At 66.3% G+C, this 16019-nt stretch carries 15 protein-coding genes; 11 read left to right on the top strand and 4 right to left on the bottom strand.

Features of this window, described 5'->3' with window-relative positions:
• Positions 1-149: 149 nt before the first annotated feature.
• Together DFP89_RS10005 and DFP89_RS10000 are read right to left on the bottom strand one after the other, a co-directional pair.
• Positions 150-803 carry a YggS family pyridoxal phosphate-dependent enzyme gene (locus tag DFP89_RS10005; RefSeq protein ID WP_114349245.1) on the bottom strand — a complete coding sequence of 218 codons (654 nt, stop codon included), beginning with the start codon at positions 801-803 and terminating at the stop codon, positions 150-152.
• Positions 804-878: 75 nt separating this feature from the next.
• Complete coding sequence (locus tag DFP89_RS10000) at positions 879-1865, bottom strand: porin (protein ID WP_114349244.1); 987 nt, start codon at positions 1863-1865, stop codon at positions 879-881.
• A gap of 325 nt (positions 1866-2190) precedes the next feature.
• Between DFP89_RS10000 and DFP89_RS09995 the strand changes: the two genes are divergently transcribed.
• From DFP89_RS09995 to DFP89_RS09975, 5 genes are all read left to right on the top strand, one after another.
• Positions 2191-2730 carry a DUF3576 domain-containing protein gene (locus DFP89_RS09995; protein ID WP_114349243.1) on the top strand — a complete coding sequence of 180 codons (540 nt, stop codon included), beginning with the start codon at positions 2191-2193 and terminating at the stop codon, positions 2728-2730.
• 65 nt (positions 2731-2795) lie between these two features.
• Complete coding sequence (gene leuS, locus DFP89_RS09990) at positions 2796-5333, top strand: leucine--tRNA ligase (RefSeq protein ID WP_114349242.1); 2538 nt, start codon at positions 2796-2798, stop codon at positions 5331-5333.
• The gene (gene lptE, locus DFP89_RS09985; RefSeq protein ID WP_114349241.1) at positions 5320-5808 is read left to right on the top strand and encodes an LPS assembly lipoprotein LptE; all 489 of its coding nucleotides are present in this window, start codon (positions 5320-5322) and stop codon (positions 5806-5808) included. The genes leuS and lptE overlap by 14 nt, the downstream gene beginning before the upstream one ends.
• A complete protein-coding gene (gene holA / locus DFP89_RS09980) occupies positions 5805-6833 on the top strand; it encodes a DNA polymerase III subunit delta (RefSeq protein WP_114349240.1) in 1029 nt (342 codons plus the stop codon). The genes lptE and holA overlap by 4 nt, the downstream gene beginning before the upstream one ends.
• Positions 6830-8029 (top strand): BaiN/RdsA family NAD(P)/FAD-dependent oxidoreductase, encoded by a 1200-nt coding sequence (locus tag DFP89_RS09975; protein WP_114349334.1) that lies wholly within the window; start codon positions 6830-6832, stop codon positions 8027-8029. Before holA ends, DFP89_RS09975 begins: the two co-directional genes overlap by 4 nt.
• On the opposite strand, the gene DFP89_RS09970 is transcribed toward DFP89_RS09975, so the two are convergent.
• Entirely contained in the window at positions 8005-8592 is a 588-nt protein-coding gene (locus DFP89_RS09970) for a glutathione S-transferase family protein (RefSeq protein WP_114349333.1), read from the bottom strand. The two genes, DFP89_RS09975 and DFP89_RS09970, sit on opposite strands and share 25 nt — an antisense overlap.
• Before the next feature lie 126 nt (positions 8593-8718).
• Here DFP89_RS09970 and DFP89_RS09965 point away from each other — a divergent pair, with 126 nt between their 5' ends.
• The 6 genes from DFP89_RS09965 (at position 8719) to DFP89_RS09940 (ending at position 14780) form a co-directional block, all read left to right on the top strand.
• Positions 8719-9969: an MFS transporter gene (locus DFP89_RS09965; RefSeq protein ID WP_114349332.1), complete on the top strand. Its 1251-nt coding sequence runs from the start codon at positions 8719-8721 to the stop codon at positions 9967-9969.
• 86 nt (positions 9970-10055) lie between these two features.
• Entirely contained in the window at positions 10056-10838 is a 783-nt protein-coding gene (locus DFP89_RS09960) for a 5'-nucleotidase, lipoprotein e(P4) family (RefSeq protein WP_114349239.1), read from the top strand.
• A gap of 108 nt (positions 10839-10946) precedes the next feature.
• Positions 10947-11867 (top strand): glycosyltransferase, encoded by a 921-nt coding sequence (locus tag DFP89_RS09955; RefSeq protein WP_114349238.1) that lies wholly within the window; start codon positions 10947-10949, stop codon positions 11865-11867.
• A gap of 63 nt (positions 11868-11930) precedes the next feature.
• Complete coding sequence (locus tag DFP89_RS09950; protein WP_114349237.1) at positions 11931-13124, top strand: MFS transporter; 1194 nt, start codon at positions 11931-11933, stop codon at positions 13122-13124.
• Positions 13117-14163, top strand: coding sequence for a glycosyltransferase family 4 protein (locus DFP89_RS09945; RefSeq protein WP_114349236.1), 1047 nt, complete (start codon positions 13117-13119; stop codon positions 14161-14163). The genes DFP89_RS09950 and DFP89_RS09945 overlap by 8 nt, the downstream gene beginning before the upstream one ends.
• Positions 14160-14780 (top strand): glycosyltransferase family 29 protein, encoded by a 621-nt coding sequence (locus DFP89_RS09940; protein ID WP_114349235.1) that lies wholly within the window; start codon positions 14160-14162, stop codon positions 14778-14780. The genes DFP89_RS09945 and DFP89_RS09940 overlap by 4 nt, the downstream gene beginning before the upstream one ends.
• On the opposite strand, the gene DFP89_RS09935 is transcribed toward DFP89_RS09940, so the two are convergent.
• Entirely contained in the window at positions 14777-15844 is a 1068-nt protein-coding gene (locus tag DFP89_RS09935; protein ID WP_114349234.1) for an NAD(P)H-dependent flavin oxidoreductase, read from the bottom strand. The two genes, DFP89_RS09940 and DFP89_RS09935, sit on opposite strands and share 4 nt — an antisense overlap.
• Positions 15845-16019 lie beyond the last annotated feature (175 nt).

Raw genomic sequence — 16019 nt, 5'->3', positions numbered from 1 at the left:
TTAACCCCCGCCTGGTAATTAAACCCGAGAGATAACGGGAAAAGCCCATGTTTTCCAGCACAAACATCAACCTTGGGTAGAGTGACCGATTGCCGCACCGGCGCGGCAATTCGCGTGGGCCCCGATCTCGGGCTGCCCACCTTGCGGGCCTAGCCGTAATCCCTGGCGCCAAAGATCGCGCTGCCGACGCGGATATGGGTTGCACCCTCGGCAATGGCGGCTTCGAAATCGGCGCTCATGCCCATGGACAGGCCGCTGAGCCCGTTCCGCCCGGCAAGGCCGCGCAGGATGCGGAAATGCGGCACCGGGTCCTGATCCTCGGGCGGGATGCACATCAGGCCGGACAGCGTCAGCCCGAGCGCCCGGCAATCGGCGATGAAGGCGTCGGTGGCCGCGGGCAGGATGCCGGCCTTTTGCGGCTCGGCGCCGGTATTGACCTGCACGAAAAGCTGCGGGCAATGCCCGCGCGCCTGCACCTGCCGCGCCAGCTTCTGTGCCAGAGAGGGGCGGTCCAGCGTGTGGATGGCGTCAAACAGATCCAGCGCCGCATTCAGCTTGTTGGTCTGTAAGGGGCCGATCATGTGCAATTGGGTCCCCGGAAATTCCCCGCGCCAGCCGGGCCATTTGCCGGCGGCCTCCTGGACGTAATTCTCGCCAAAGACGCGCTGTCCGGCCTTCAGCACCGCCTCGACCCGGGCGGGCGGCTGCACCTTGCTGACCGCGATCAGCGTCACATCGCCGGGGCTGCGTCCGGCGGCGGTTTCGGCCGCAAGCATGCGGCGCCTGATCTCATTCAGTCCCATGGGCCATGATTCCCAAAAGAAAAGAGCGGGCGCAAGGCCCGCTCTTTCTTGTTCCGATATTCGGATCCGTCAGGATCAGAACGAGAACTTGATACCGAAGTCGGCGACGGTGTCGTCGAGGTAGTCGGTGTCAACAATGCCGCCGGCCAGGATGGCGCCGCCGCCCAGGTCGTATTCAGCACCGATGCCGAACGAGTCATAGCTCTCGCTGTCGGCAACTTCGTAGTCGAACTTGTCTTTGCGGTAGAAGCCTTCGAGCAGGATCGCATCCCACTGGTAGGCCAGGCCCAGACCGTAGGTGTGCTTCAGCTCTTCAGCGTCGGCGCCGCCGGTGAAGCGGTCGTCGTATTTCGCGAAGATACCTTTGACCGAGAAGCCGTTGAAGGTGCCTTCACCGCCGAGGACGACTTCTTTGGCGTCGTCGTGCTTGCCGTAGCCCAGAGCGACCCACCAGTTTTCGGCTTCGTATTTACCGGCAACCGACCATGCAACGTCGGCGCTGTCGACCGGGTTGCCATCGGCGTCGGTATCGGTGGTGTCACCGGGGGTGTCGAACCAGGGGGTGTTCACGCCGTCCGAGGCCGAAGCATACAGCGAGATGTTGTTGATGGTGTATTCGTACAGGATGTTCGGACCCTGGCCGAGGTTCTCGCCGTCACCGGTCAGGTACGAGATTTCTTCGACGTCACCGCCGAAGGTGCCGTCGGTGTAGCCGACTTCATACAGGTCACCGATCGCACGCTCGGAAGCCGAAACGGTGTCGCCCATCGACAGTTTGCCGTAGGTGCCCGAAATCCAGATGGCGCCGGCGGTGCCGCGAGCGGCCGAACGGTAAGCGTTCGAGCTGTAGTTCTCGTGGTCAACACGGAACGAAGCGCCGAAGGACAGGCCGGCATCCGACTCGCCCGACAGGTTGAAGCGAACGCGGGCGCGGCTCGAGAACTGCGCGTCGTTGCCGTCATAAATGATACCCATACGGCCGTCACCCGACAGGGCGACTTCAGCGGAGGCGAAGCCCGCCGACAGGACCAGGGCGCTGGTTGCGAAAAGAACCTTTTTCATGGTTTTCCCTCTTGTCTCTCTCGTGTGCCCCATCCGGGCACTCCGGGTTGGGGTATGAGCCGTGTGTCGCGCTTTCCCTTCGTCAATGCAACGGAATCGCACCCCGCTGGCCTGTATCGGCATCACTGTGATGCACATGAGCCACACCCGCCTGCAGGCCCCGATATGAGCCGCCCCAGCCCGGAAATACGGCCCTTGCGCGCGCGAGCAATATCTAAACTCTCGGCAATAAAACCGCCGGGGCGAGGCTGAAAACGCGGCCTCTCTTGTCGCACGGGTCGAAATTGCGCTATGGCTCGCGCAAGGACGATCCGGGGGACACCAGATGATCAGATGCGCCGCACGGCTAACCGCTGCCCTGCTTGTTACTGCGGGACTTGCCGCCTGTTCTGGTGGCAGCATGGGATCGGCCGGGTCCGCAGGCTCGGCGGGATCCGCAGGTTCGGGCCTTGGCAGCAGCGGCGGCGGCAATCAGGCCGGAACCCAGACGCAGGCCAATGGCGGGCAACTGGCCGAGCAGTCGTCCTTCTGGGACCTGTTCTCGAATCGCCGCGACCCCAATGATACCGTGGCGGTGAACCGCTATCTGTGGAACGCCAGCCTTGAAGTGCTGAACTTCCTGCCGGTGCAGTCGGTCGATCCCTTTACCGGCGTCATCGTCACCGGCTACGGCACGCCCCCCGGCGGTGGTCGCTCTTATCGCGCCACGATCAAGGTCAGCGATCCGTCGCTGGACGCGCGCGCGCTGAAAGTCTCGTTGCAGGGTGCGGGCGGCAGCGCCGTCGCCCCCGACACCGTGCGCGCGGTCGAGGATGCGATTCTGACCCGCGCCCGGCAATTGCGCGTTCAGGACAAGAACCTCTGACACCGCTGGACCTGTCCCGGCGCAACGGCTAAACCCTGCGGGCAATCTGACGCCCGGAGGTTTCCATGCCCTATGATCCCGCAATCAGCGAACCGCGCTGGCAAAAAGCGTGGGACGATGCGGGCACGTTCCGCGCCATCCGGGACGAGCGGCCCAAATATTACGTGCTTGAGATGTTCCCCTATCCCTCGGGGCGCATCCATATGGGCCATGTGCGCAATTACACGATGGGCGACGTGGTCGCGCGCTTCAAACGGGCGCAGGGGTTTTCGGTGCTGCATCCGATGGGCTGGGACGCCTTTGGCATGCCGGCCGAGAATGCGGCGATGGAGCAGGGCGGCCATCCCCGCGACTGGACCTATGCCAATATCGCCACCATGCGCGGGCAATTGAAGCCGCTGGGCCTCAGCATCGACTGGAGCCGCGAATTCGCCACCTGCGACGACGATTACGTCGCCCAGCAGCAGGCGCTGTTTCTGGATTTCCTCGACGCCGGGCTGATCACCCGCAAATCGGCGCAGGTGAACTGGGACCCGGTCGACATGACCGTGCTGGCCAATGAGCAGGTGATCGACGGCAAGGGCTGGCGTTCCGGCGCGGCGGTCGAGCGCAAGGAACTGACGCAATGGTTCTTCCGCATCTCGGAATATTCCGATGAGCTGTTGTCGGCGCTGGACGGGCTGACCGGCTGGCCGGACAAGGTGCGGCTGATGCAGGCCAACTGGATCGGCAAGTCGCGCGGGCTGCAATTCAGCTTTACCACCGTCGGCGCGCCCGAGAGTTTCGACGCGATCGAGGTCTATACGACCCGTCCCGACACGCTGATGGGGGCCAGTTTCGCGGCGCTCTCGCCCGATCACCCGCTGATCAGGCAACTGGCCGCCACCGATCCCAAGGTCGCCGCTTTCGTCGAGGAATGCCGCCGCATCGGCACCACCGAAGAGGCCATCGAGACCGCGCCCAAGCTTGGCTTCGACACCGGGTTGACCGTGCGCCATCCGCTTGATCCGGCATGGGAATTGCCGATCTGGATCGCGAATTTCGTGCTGATGGATTACGGCACCGGCGCCATTTTCGGCAGCCCCGCCCATGACGAGCGCGACCACGAATTCGCCATGAAATACGGGTTGCCGATCCGCGCCACCTTTGGCGAACGCGGCATGACGCTGGAACAGGCCGACGCGCTGGTGGCGAAAGCCCCCTATGTGCCGATGAAGTCCGAGATCGTGACCTATGTGCGCGGCTTTGCCGGCCCCGCCGACCAGACCGGCGAGGATGCCGTCATCGCCGCAATCAGCCATGCCGAGGCCAAAGGCTATGGCGAAGGCGTCACGAAATTCCGCCTGCGCGACTGGGGCATTTCGCGCCAGCGCTATTGGGGCTGCCCGATTCCGGTCGTGCATTGCGACAATTGCGGCACCGTGCCCGAGGCCAAGGAAAACCTGCCCGTCCTGCTGCCGCAGGATGTCAGCTTCGACGTGCCGGGGAACCCGCTGGACCGCCACCCGACATGGCGCCAGACCACTTGCCCGCAATGCGGGGGCGCCGCCCTGCGGGAAACCGACACGATGGACACCTTTGTCGACTCGTCCTGGTATTACGCGCGCTTCACCGCGCCCCATGCCGCGACACCCACGGTGCGCGCCGATGCCGATTACTGGATGAATGTCGACCAGTATATCGGCGGCATCGAGCATGCGATTCTGCATCTGCTTTATTCGCGCTTCTTTGCCCGGGCGATGGTCAAGACCGGCCACCTGCCGGAAACCGCCAGCGAGCCCTTTGACGCGCTGTTCACGCAGGGCATGGTCACGCATGAGATCTACATGACCCGCGATGATCGCGGCCGCCCGGTCTATCACCTGCCCGAGCATGTTCAGGACGGCAAGCTGGCCGACGGCACCCCGGTCGAGATCATCCCCTCGGCCAAGATGTCGAAATCCAAGAAGAACGTCGTCGACCCGGTGAACATTGTCGCCAATTTCGGCGCCGATACCGCGCGCTGGTTCATGCTGTCGGACAGCCCCCCCGAACGCGACGTGGAATGGACCGCCGCCGGGGCCGAGGCCGCGAACAAGTTCCTGTCGCGCCTCTGGCGTCTGGCGGATGACGCGCCCGAGGGCGGCGACGATCCCGATCTGACCCGTGCCGCCCATCGCGCCATTGCCGATGTGACCAAGGCGATCGAGGGATTCGCCTTCAACAAGGCGGTGGCGAAACTTTACGAGCTGGCCAATGCCATCGGCAAATCGCGCGCGGGCGGCGAATCGCGCCGCGCCGTGCTGCGCATCCTCGCGCAGCTGATGGCGCCGATGGTGCCGCATCTGGCCGAAGAGGTCTGGTCGAAATCCGGCGGGCAGGGCATGGTGGTCGATGCCGCATGGCCCAAGGCCGACGCTGCGATGCTGGTCTCGGACAGCGTGGTGCTGCCGATCCAGATCAACGGCAAGCGGCGCGCGGAAATCGAGGTGCCCAAAGACATGTCCAAGGAAGAGATCGAGGCCATCGTGCTGGCGGACGAAACCGTGCAGCGCTTCATGGAGGGCGCGGCACCGAAAAAGCTGATCGTCGTGCCGGGGCGGATCGTCAATGTCGTGGTCTAGGCGCGGGATCCTGCTCTCGGGCGCGCTGGCGCTGGCCGCTTGCGGCTTTACCCCGGTCTATGGGCCGGGGGGCACGGGCGGCAAGCTATTTGGCCAGATCCGCACCGCCACGCCCACGACCCCGGACGAGTTCACCTTTGCCGGCCGCATCGCCGAACGGCTGGGACCGGATCAGCAGGCGCGCTTTGCGCTGGCCTATAATCTGCGCATCGCGGTGGTCTCGCAGGCGATCACCACCGATGAAGTCACGACCCGCTATTCGCTGAACGGCACCGCCGATTTCGTGCTGACCGAGACCGCCTCGGGGGCCGAGGTCACGCGCGGGCAGGTCAGCACCTTTACCTCATATTCGACGACGGGGACGACCATCGCCACCATGTCGGCCGAACAGGACGCGCATGACCGGCTGGCGCGGATGCTGGCCGATCAGGTGGTGACGCGGCTTCTGGCCATCGATCCCGCGACCCTGCAATGATCCTGAAGGGCGCCGAGATCGCCCGCTATCTGGCGCGTCCCGACCCGACGCGCCCCGCGCTGCTGATCTATGGTCAGGACGCGATGCGCGTGGCGCTGAAACGCGCCGAGGCGGTCAAGGCGCTGGTCGGACCCGGCGCCGAGGAAGAAATGCGCCTGACCCGTCTGCCCGGTTCCGATCTGAGGAAGGACCCGGCGCAGCTTCTGGATGCGGTCAAGGCGGTCGGCTTCTTTCCCGGCCAGCGCGTGGTTCTGGTCGATGACGCGCCCGATGCGGCCGCGCCCGCCGTTGCCGCTGCGCTTGAGGACTGGCGGACGGGCGATGCGGTGGTGGTCGTGGCCGCCGGGGGACTGGCGAAATCATCGGCGCTGCGCAAGCTGTTTGAGCCGCACCCAAATGCCGTTACCGCCCCCATCTATGACGATCCCCCCGGCGAGGATGAGATCAACCGCTGGCTTGCCGATGCCGGTCTGCGCGAGGTGCCGCGCGACGCGATGCGCGATCTGCTGACGCTCAGCCGGGCACTGGATCCGGGCGATTTTCGCCAGACGGTGGAAAAGATCGGGCTTTACAAGCATGGCGACGACACGCCCCTGACGCCGACCGAGATCGCAGCCCTTGCCCCCGCCACCATCGAGGCCGAGGTGGATGACCTGATCGACTGCGTGGCCGAGGGCCGCGCCAAGGATTTCGGCGGGCTGATGCGGCGCATCGAGGGGCAGGGGATCGCGCCGGTGACCCTGTGCATCGCCGCCCTGCGCCATTTCCGGGCGCTGCATTCCGGCGCCTCGGATCCCGGGGGGCCGGGGGCCGGGTTTGCGCGGCTGCGCCCGCCGGTCTTTGGCCCGCGCCGCGACCGCATGATCCGGCAGGCGCAGGATTGGGGCATGCGCGCGCTGGAGGACGCCATGCACCAGTTGATCGAGACCGACCTGACGCTGCGATCCTCCTCTCGGGCGCCGGCCATGGCGCTGATGGAGCGGATGCTTTTGCGGCTGTGCATGATGCCGAGGGGGGGCCGGTGACCGAGGCATTGGTGATCGGCGCGGGACCGGCGGGGCTGATGGCGGCCGAGGTTCTGGCCGGGCAGGGGGCGCGGGTGGTGGTGGCTGAGGCCATGCCGACACCGGCGCGAAAATTCCTGATGGCGGGGAAATCGGGGCTGAACCTGACCAAGGACGAGCCCTGGGAGGTGTTTCAGGCGCATTATGGGGGCTCTGCCCCCGGCCTGCGGCCCCCCCCGGGATATTTGGACATGAAAGAATTCGGACCTGCCGAGGTCATGGCCTGGGCGCGCGGGCTGGGGGTTGAGCTGTTTTCCGGCTCGACCGGGCGGGTGTTTCCGGTTGGGATGAAGGCCTCGCCCCTGTTGCGGGCATGGCTGGCGCGATTGGCCGGGCAGGGGGTTGAGCTGCTCAGCCGCTGGCGCTGGAGCGGGTTTGAGGGTGCGGGCTGGCGCTTTGAGACGCCGGGCGGGGATGAGGTCTTGCAGCCGCGCGTGGTGGTGCTGGGGCTTGGCGGGGCGAGTTGGCCAAGGCTGGGATCGGATGCCGCCTGGGCGCCGTGGCTTGTGGAAAAGGGCGTCGGGATCGCGCCGTTCCGGCCGGCGAATATGGGCTTTCGCGTCAACTGGTCGGTGCAGATGGCGCGGCATTTCGGGCAGGCGGTCAAGGGCGTCGCCCTGCAGGCGGGCGATCTGGTCAGCCGGGGCGAATGGGTCGTCACCGCGCAGGGGATCGAGGGCGGCGGCATCTATGAGGTCGCCCGCGCCATTCGGGACGGGGCCGAGGTGTTCGTCGATCTGGCCCCCGATCTGGGCGGTGAGGAACTGGCGCGGCGTTTTGCCCAGATGCCCGCGAAGCTGTCGGTCGGCAGCCGGCTGCGGCGCGTGCTGGGCGATCCCCTGCGCGCGGCGCTGCTGATGGAATGGGGCCAGCCCCTGCCCAATGAGCCCGAGCGGCTGGCCATGCGCGTCAAAGGCCTGCGGCTGCGTCATCAGGGGCCGTTCGGGATTGCGCGGGCGATTTCCTCGGCCGGGGGGATCGAGGCCGAAAGCCTGACCCCGGCCCTGGAATTGCGCGCCCTGCCGGGGGTTTTCGCCGCTGGCGAGATGCTGGACTGGGAGGCGCCGACGGGGGGCTATCTGCTGACCGCCTGTCTGGCCACCGGGCACCGGGCGGGGCAGGGTGCCGCCGCCTATCTGGCCGAAGCGCGCAGATAGGCCGGGCGGGCGCGCATCAGGTCCAGATATTCCGTCAGCCGGTGCTCGGTGATCGGAAAGCGCGCATTCAGCGCCCATGTCAGGCAATGGGTCAGGATGATGTCGGGCACGGTCATCATGTCGCCCATCAGGAAGCCATCCTCGGCCATGCGATGGATCAGCGTCTTCTGGCTGCGCTCGAACTCCCAGCGCAGCGTGTTCTTGATCGCGGCAAGGCGCATTTCCTCGGGCAGGATGAAGCTGTGGCGGGCCGCCAGCCACAAAGCCGCGTCGAATTCGTCAAGGATGAGCTGGGTCAGGCTGTCCTGACGCGCGCGCTCCAGCGTGCCGGCGGGATGGGTCAGGGCACCGTGGCGATCCGCCAGATAGGTCAGGATTGCGGTGGAATCGGTGATGGGCGTGCCGTCCACCACCAGCACCGGCACCTTGCCCGCCGGGTTGAAGGGCGTCACCCCTTCGGAATGCGGATTGACGGCGACATGTTCATAGGGCTGGCCCAGTTCCTCAAGCATCCACAGCACCCGCAATGCGCGGCTTTTGCCGGTTCCGATCACCTGATACATGCGTGCCCCCGCATTTTTCGTTTCGCCCAAGGCTAGCGATCCGGCACGATTCAGGCAATCGGCACCATTGACGCCGCCGGTCGGCGGGCGCAGGAATTGCAGCCGGAGATCAACGAGGGGCATGTCATGTCGGCAAGTCAGGGAACGCGCGCATCACTTTTCACCCCGATCCTGATCGGCGGCTCGATCATCTTGCTGATCAACTTTGCCCTGCGGGCCAGTTTCGGGGTCTTTCAGATCCCGATTGCCGCCGAATTCGACTGGCCACGGGCCGAGTTCAGCATGGCCATCGCCATCCAGAACCTGGCATGGGGCATTGGCCAGCCGATATTCGGCGCTTTGGGCGAGCGTTGGGGCGACCGCTGGTCGATCATCATCGGGGCGTTCCTCTATTCCGCCGGGCTGATCCTGACCGCCTATGCGACCACGCCCGAAACCATGCAGATGCTTGAGGTGATGGTCGGCTTTGGCATCGCCGGCACCGGTTTCGGCGTCATCCTTGCGGTGATCGGCCGCGCGAGCAGCGACGAAAACCGCAGTCTTGCGCTGGGGATCGCCACTGCCGCCGGCTCGGCCGGGCAGGTCTTTGGCGCACCTCTGGCCGAGGGGCTGCTGGCCTTTTACCCGTGGCAGACCGTCTTCATCATCTTTGGCGTGATCGTGCTGAGCTGCCTGTTCTTTCTGCCGATGCTGGGCGACACCAAGCCCGCCAGCAAAAGCGAGCTCGATGAAAGCATGGGCACGGTGCTGAAACGCGCCTTTACCGACCCCTCATACCTGATGATCTTTGCGGGCTTCTTCTCCTGCGGTTATCAGCTGGCCTTCATCACCGCGCATTTCCCGGCCATGATCACCGAGATGTGCGGGCCGATCAGTCCCATGGGCACGCTGGCCAGCATCGGCATCACCAGCACCTCGGCGCTGGGGGCGGTGGCGATATCGCTGATCGGGATGGCGAATATCGCTGGCTCGATCTTTGCGGGCTGGCTGGGCAAGCGCTATACCAAGAAATACCTGCTGGCGGGGGTCTATACGCTGCGCACCATCGCCTCGGCCGCGTTCATCCTGATGCCGATCACGCCGACCAGCGTCATCATCTTTTCGCTGGTGATGGGCGGGCTGTGGCTGGCCACGGTGCCGCTGACCTCGGGTCTGGTCGCCTATATCTACGGGCTGCGCTATATGGGCACGCTTTACGGTTTCGTCTTTCTCAGCCATCAGCTGGGGTCGTTTCTGGGCGTGTGGCTGGGCGGCAAGATGTATGACATCTACGGCGATTACACGCTGGTCTGGTGGGTCGGCGTGGGCGTCGGCGCCTTCAGCGCGCTGATCCACCTGCCCATCCGCGAAGCCCCGGCCCGCGTCGCAACTGCTTGATCGCATTTTGTTTTGACCGGCCAATCAATAAAAACTAGCCTTCCCTGCCGGCGCATCCCGCGCCGGCATCACAAAGGGAGAGCCAGATGCCGAATGCATTCAGGTCCGCAGTCTCGATCAGCCTTGCCATCGCCACGCTAAGCCTTACCGCGCCCGCGCTGGCGCAGGATGCGGCCCCCGCCGCCACCTGCCCGGTTCAGGAATTCGCCATGGGGCTGCGCTATCAGCAGCAATCGGCCGAGGTTCGCGCCCTGCAATTGCAGGCCTATGCGCTGGCCCGCGCCAATCTGCAGGCGGCGATTGCCAAGGCGGGCGACCCGTCGAAACTGGCCGTGGTCAGCGATCTGGACGAAACCGCCATCGACAATTCGGCGCTGCTGGTGCGCGATATGCAGAAATGCCACATCTATGACACATGGGACACATGGGGCGATTGGGAGCTGCGCGGCAAGCCCGTCCCGATCCCCGGCGCGCTGGATTTCTTTGACTTTGCCGACAAGGCCGGGGTGGCGATCTATTACATCTCGGACCGTTTTGGCGAGCCCGAGAACAAGGCCGCGACCATCGCCACGCTGAAGGAACTGGGCTTCCCGCAGGTCTCGGACGATCATGTGCTGCTTTACGGCACCAGCAAGGCCGAGCGCCGCGCGGTGGTCAGCAAGGATCACCAGATCGTCCTGTTGCTGGGCGATACGCTGCATGATTTCGACGGCGTCTTCCGCAAGGCCCCGACCGATGTGAAACGCGCCGAGGTGGACAAGAATGCCGCGCATTTCGGCGCCGACTGGATCGTTTTCCCCAACGCCACCTATGGCGATTGGAGCACGGCGCCCCTGACCGCATGGGACGCGGAACTGGTGGTCAAGTAAGCCGCCGAACATACCCCGAAAAACCGCCGGGCGGCTTTCGCTGCCCGGCCCCCGGCGCTATGAGGATCAGCAGGGCGGGCCAAAGCCGCCGACCAACCGGGGCAGGGAATGGCCGATCAGGCGCATGTCGCCATTCTGATGGCAGTCTATCAGGGCCGCGAATACCTGCCGGCCCAGCTGAAAAGCCTGGCCGGACAGACCCATGCCGACTGGCGGCTGATCGCCGGGGATGACGGCTCGACCGATGGCAGCGCCGCGCTGATCGAGGCATTCGCAGCCGGGCTGAACCCCGGTCAGGTCCGGGTCCTGCCCGGCCCGCGTCAGGGCGCGGCAGAAAATTTCCGCGCGCTGCTGGATTATGTCCCGGCGGACGCCACCCACGTCGCCTTTTGCGATCAGGACGATGTCTGGGACGAGGGCAAGCTGGCCCTTGGCATTGCCGCCCTGCCGGGCGACCGGCCCGCGCTTTGGTGCAGCCGCGTCGTCAATTGCGATGCCGATCTGCGCCAATTGTCGCTGTCGCCGATTCCGCGTCATCCGCCATCGTTTCGCCATGCGCTGATGCAGAACCTCGTGCAAGGCAATACCCTGATGCTGAACCGCCCGGCCTATGATCTGGTCGCCGCCGCCCATGCCGAGGCCGGGCCGGTGGTCATGCATGACTGGTGGATTTACCAATTGATTTCGGGGGCCGGCGGGCTGGTGATCTATGACTCGCTCCCCTCGCTGCTTTATCGCCAGCATGACGCCAATCTGGTCGGCGCCAACCAGCGGCTGCGCTCGCGTCTGGGCGGGTTGCGACGGATGCTCAATGGCACCTATCGCGGCTGGAGCCGCACCAATCTGGCTGCCCTGCAAGCGTCGCACCATCGCCTGACCCCGGAAAACCGCGCGCTTTTGCAGGATTTCGCCGGGCTGCAGGGCGGCCTTGCAACCCGCGTCAAAGCAATGCGGCGCGGCGGGTTTTTCCGGCAGGGGCGGGTGTCGCAACTGGCACTGTGGCTGGCGGTCCTGATGGGACGCAGCTAAGGGATTGTTTCATCGCCGGGAATGGACAAGTCTCGGCGCAACCTGATGTCACAAGGGGATCGCATGCGCGCCTTGCTCTCGGCGGGGATCGTCAGCCTGATTCTGGCCTATACGCTCAGCCAGTTCTACCGCGCCTTTCTGGCGGTGCTGACGCCGGTCTTGCAGGCCGAACTGGGCGCAGGACCGGACGATCTGGCGATTTCGTCGGGGCTTTGGTTCTTTGCCTTTGCCGCCATGCAATTGCCCATCGGAACCGCGTTCGACCGGATCGGGCCGCGCCGCACGGTTTCGACCCTGCTGGCGCTTGGCGGCGCGGGCGGGGCGGCGGTCTTTGCCTTGGCGCAGGCGCCATGGCATCTGCATGTCGCGATGACGCTGATGGGCATTGGCTGCGCGCCGGCGCTGATGGGCAGTTCGTATATCTTTGCGCGGAACTATCCGGCCTCGGCCTTCGGGGCGCTGACCGGTGCGGTGGTGGGCTTTGGCTCACTGGGCAATATCCTTGGCGCCTCGCCGCTGGTCTGGGTGATCTCGGCCATCGGCTGGCGGCCGACGCTCTGGGTGCTGGCCGGCGCGACGCTGGCGGTTGCCATCGCCATCCTGATCTTCGTGCGCGACCCCGAGCGGCTGGGCAGCACCGGCCCGCGCGGCTCGCTGGTCGAGATCCTGCGGCTGCGGGCGCTGTGGTTCATCCTGCCGTTGTTTTCGGTGAATTACGCCGCCTCTGCCGCCATTCGCGGGTTGTGGGCCGGCCCCTACATGGCCGAGGTCTATGGCGCCTCCGAGACGCTGATCGGCTATGCCACGCTGGCGATGGGGCTGGCGATGGTCATCGGCAGCTTTCTGGTCGGCCCGGCGACGCGGCTGGCCGGCTCGGTCCGGCGGCTGGCGCTGATCGTCAATGGCATGGCGGTGCTGGTCATGGCCGGGCTGTGGCTGGCGCCCGATGCCGGCGTCATTCCCGCGATCACCATGCTGGCGCTGATCGGGCTGGCAGGCGCCTCCTTTACCGTGGTTCTGGCCCATGGTCGCGCCTTTTTGCCACCGCATCTTGTGGGACGGGGGGTCACCTTCCTCAACATGTTCTCGATTGGCGGGGCGGCGGTGCTGCAATTCGCCTCGCGGCCAATCTATCGCGCGGCCAGCGCCGGCGGTCCCCCGCCCGAGGCCTATTCGACCCTGTTCCTCTTTTTCCTGATTCCGCTTACGGTGGGGTTCGTGCTGTATTTCCTGACGCCCGAGACGCCTGATGCCTGATCCCTCCGCCGACCAGATCGAGGTCGTCGCCCCGAACCTGAAGCGCCGCCTGTCGGGCGTGACGGCAACCGTGGTGCGGCTGATCCCGGTGCAGGCACGGATGATCGGCATCACCACCACCGGCCCCGGCCTGCCGCCGGAACTGCCGCATATTCCGCTGACCCGCGCCGCCACCCTGCCGCGCGACCGCTGGCGGGTCTGGCACGCGCGGCGCAATACCGAAATGGCGCTGGGGCTGATCCTGCGGCGCGTGCTGCGGCGGCGGTATCGGCTGCTGTTCACCTCGGCCGCGCAGCGCCGCCATACCGGCTTTACCCGCTGGCTGGTGCGTCAGCAGGACGCGCTGATCGCCACCTCGCCGCAGGCCGCCAGCTATCTTGAGCGCCCGGCGACGGTCATCCTGCACGGGGTCGATCTGGGCGTCTTTCACCCCGCCGCCGACCGCGCCGAGCTGCGCGCTGAGCTGGGCTATCAGCCTGACGACATCGTCATCGGCTGCTTTGGCCGCATCCGGGCGCAAAAGGGCGTCGATCTGCTGGTCGAATCCGCCCTGCGCCTGTTTCCCGATCGCCCGCGCGCGAAACTGGTCTTTACCGGCCGCGTCACTCAGGACAACCAGCAGTTCTTTGACGATCTGCAGGCTAAAATCGCCGCCGCCGGCCTCTCGGACCGCATCCGTTTCCTTGGCGAAATCCCGTGGGAGCAGGTTGTGCGCACCTATCAGGCGCTGGACCTGTTCGCCGCCCCCGCGCGGTGGGAGGGGTTCGGCCTGACACCCCTCGAGGCCATGGCCTGCGGCGTTCCGACCGTCGCCGCCCGGGTCGGGGCCTATGAAACCCTGATCCGCGACGGGGAAACCGGCAGCCTTGTGCCCCGCGACGACGCCGACGCCCTGACGGCGGCGCTGGCGCGCTGGCTGGACGACGACGCCGGGCGCGAGACCGCCGGCCGCGCCGCCCGCGAGCATGTCGCAACCAACCACGCCATCGAGGGCGAGGCCCGCGCCATTGTCGAGGTCTATCGGAAGCTGCTGGCGTGACCCGCCTTGGCTTTCTGATCGCCCGCACCCTGCGCGACGAAACGGCGCTGCAAAGCCTCTCGGTGCCTCAATCCGAGATCCTCGCGGATCTGGCGGGCAAGCGCATCGCCCTGATCGGCAATGCCCGCGCGCTGACGGAATCCGAGCATGGCACGGAAATCGACGCCGCCGATCTGGTCATCCGCATCAACCGCGCGCCGATGCCGGCCGCGACCAGCCACGGCACCCGCACCGACTGGCTGGGACTGGCGGTCCGGCTGGGCGATGCCGACCGCGACCGGATCAACCCCGGTCGCGTCTTGTGGATGTCGCCCAAGCGCAAGCGGCTGGACTGGCAGACCGCGACCAGCCCCGGCTTTTACCTGCATCCCCAGCCCGATTATCAGGCGCTGAAGCTCAGGCTGGCGGCGCCGCCCACCACCGGCGCGATGCTGATCGACCTGCTGGCGCGCTCCGCGATGACGCGGCTGGACCTCTACGGGTTCGATTTTTTCGCCAGTCAAAGCCTGTCGGGCCGGAGGACCGCCGATCAGGTCCCCCATGATTTCGGCGCCGAGGCGGCATGGGCCGACGCCCTGATCCATGCCGATCCGCGCCTGCAGCTGAACCGCGACTAAAGCGCGGATCTGGCCGCGCCAAGCTCATCGGCCAAGGCCGCCATCAGCCGGTCCACCGGCATCGCGCGGGCGCGCGCGGCCCCCATGCCCGACCATTGCGCGCCATATCCGGTCTGTCCCGCCGCCTTGGCGGCCGCGTTCAGCGCCTTGCCCAGATCATAGGCGCGGGGATAGCCGGCCACCGCATCCGCCGCGATCCCAGCCCCCCAATCGGTAAAGCCGTTCGACAGACAGCGCGCCGGCCGGCCGGAAATGACCGGCGTCATCACCGTTTCGCCCCCCTGCGACAGCCGCGCGCGATAGGCCGCATCGGCCGCGCTTTCCGGGCAGCCGACAAAGGCCGTGCCCAGTTGCGCCGCCTGCGCGCCCCAGGACAGCGCCCAGCGGATATCCCCGCCATCCATAAGCCCGCCGGCCGCGATGACGGGCAGGGGGATCTCGCGCACCAGCGCGCGGGTCAGATCCTCGGTCGAGAGCCGGGCATCGGGCGCGGCGGGATCGAAAATCCCGCGATGGCCACCGGCCTCCCAGCCTTGGGCGATGACGGCGTCCAGCCCGGCCGCGCGGATCTGGCGCGCTTCGTCCAGCGAGGTGGCGCTGGCCAGCAGGATCAGCCCCGTCGCCCGCATGGCCGCAATCTGATGCGGCTGCGGCAGGCCGAAATGAAAGCTGACGACGCGCGGGCGCAGCGCCAGCACCAGATCCAGAAACCCGTCATGGCTGCGGAAACTGTCATAGATATCCGTCAGCTCACTGGGCGGTGCGGCACCAAAGCCGGCAAATAGCGGCGCCGCCCGTTCGATCCAGTCGCGGTCGCCGGCCGGGTCGGGCGGGCGCGGCGCATGGCAAAAGAAATTCACGTTGAAGGGCCGCCGGGTCAGTTCCTGCGTCTCGCGGATGGCCTTGCCCGCCGCCTCGACCGTGGCCGCGCCCAGTCCCAGCGCGCCCAGACCACCCGCCTCGGACACCGCCGCCGCCATGGCCGGAGTCGAGGTGCCCGCCATCGGCGCCTGCAGAATCGGCAGCCGCATGGCCAGAACCTGAACCAGATTTGCCACCACCATCCCGCGCCGTCCCCTAAGCAACCCCCGCCGACAAAGACTGCGCCAGCCGCGCGCCACTGGCAACCGCCATCCCGGTCCGCCACGACGCAGGCAGATCGACACAACCATCGTCATAATGACGATAAATCGCCAATATACCTGTCAAATCGCCGATATGTTGCTTTCGCTTTCCGCG

This window comes from Paracoccus lutimaris, assembly GCF_003337565.1.
Taxonomy (GTDB): domain Bacteria; phylum Pseudomonadota; class Alphaproteobacteria; order Rhodobacterales; family Rhodobacteraceae; genus Paracoccus; species Paracoccus lutimaris.
Note: the sequence above shows the minus strand (reverse complement) of the source record. Positions and strands in the feature narration are given on the sequence as shown.

Excerpts from the sequence above, each read along its gene's own strand:
- DFP89_RS10005 (WP_114349245.1), bottom strand. The coding sequence starts at position 803 with ATGGGACTGAATGAGATCAGGCGCCGCATGCTTGCGGCCGAAACCGCC.
- DFP89_RS10000 (WP_114349244.1), bottom strand. The coding sequence starts at position 1,865 with ATGAAAAAGGTTCTTTTCGCAACCAGCGCCCTGGTCCTGTCGGCGGGC.
- DFP89_RS09995 (WP_114349243.1), top strand. The coding sequence starts at position 2,191 with ATGATCAGATGCGCCGCACGGCTAACCGCTGCCCTGCTTGTTACTGCG.
- leuS (WP_114349242.1), top strand. The coding sequence starts at position 2,796 with ATGCCCTATGATCCCGCAATCAGCGAACCGCGCTGGCAAAAAGCGTGG.
- lptE (WP_114349241.1), top strand. The coding sequence starts at position 5,320 with ATGTCGTGGTCTAGGCGCGGGATCCTGCTCTCGGGCGCGCTGGCGCTG.
- holA (WP_114349240.1), top strand. The coding sequence starts at position 5,805 with ATGATCCTGAAGGGCGCCGAGATCGCCCGCTATCTGGCGCGTCCCGAC.
- DFP89_RS09970 (WP_114349333.1), bottom strand. The coding sequence starts at position 8,592 with ATGTATCAGGTGATCGGAACCGGCAAAAGCCGCGCATTGCGGGTGCTG.
- DFP89_RS09965 (WP_114349332.1), top strand. The coding sequence starts at position 8,719 with ATGTCGGCAAGTCAGGGAACGCGCGCATCACTTTTCACCCCGATCCTG.
- DFP89_RS09960 (WP_114349239.1), top strand. The coding sequence starts at position 10,056 with ATGCCGAATGCATTCAGGTCCGCAGTCTCGATCAGCCTTGCCATCGCC.
- DFP89_RS09955 (WP_114349238.1), top strand. The coding sequence starts at position 10,947 with ATGGCCGATCAGGCGCATGTCGCCATTCTGATGGCAGTCTATCAGGGC.
- DFP89_RS09950 (WP_114349237.1), top strand. The coding sequence starts at position 11,931 with ATGCGCGCCTTGCTCTCGGCGGGGATCGTCAGCCTGATTCTGGCCTAT.
- DFP89_RS09945 (WP_114349236.1), top strand. The coding sequence starts at position 13,117 with ATGCCTGATCCCTCCGCCGACCAGATCGAGGTCGTCGCCCCGAACCTG.
- DFP89_RS09935 (WP_114349234.1), bottom strand. The coding sequence starts at position 15,844 with ATGGTGGTGGCAAATCTGGTTCAGGTTCTGGCCATGCGGCTGCCGATT.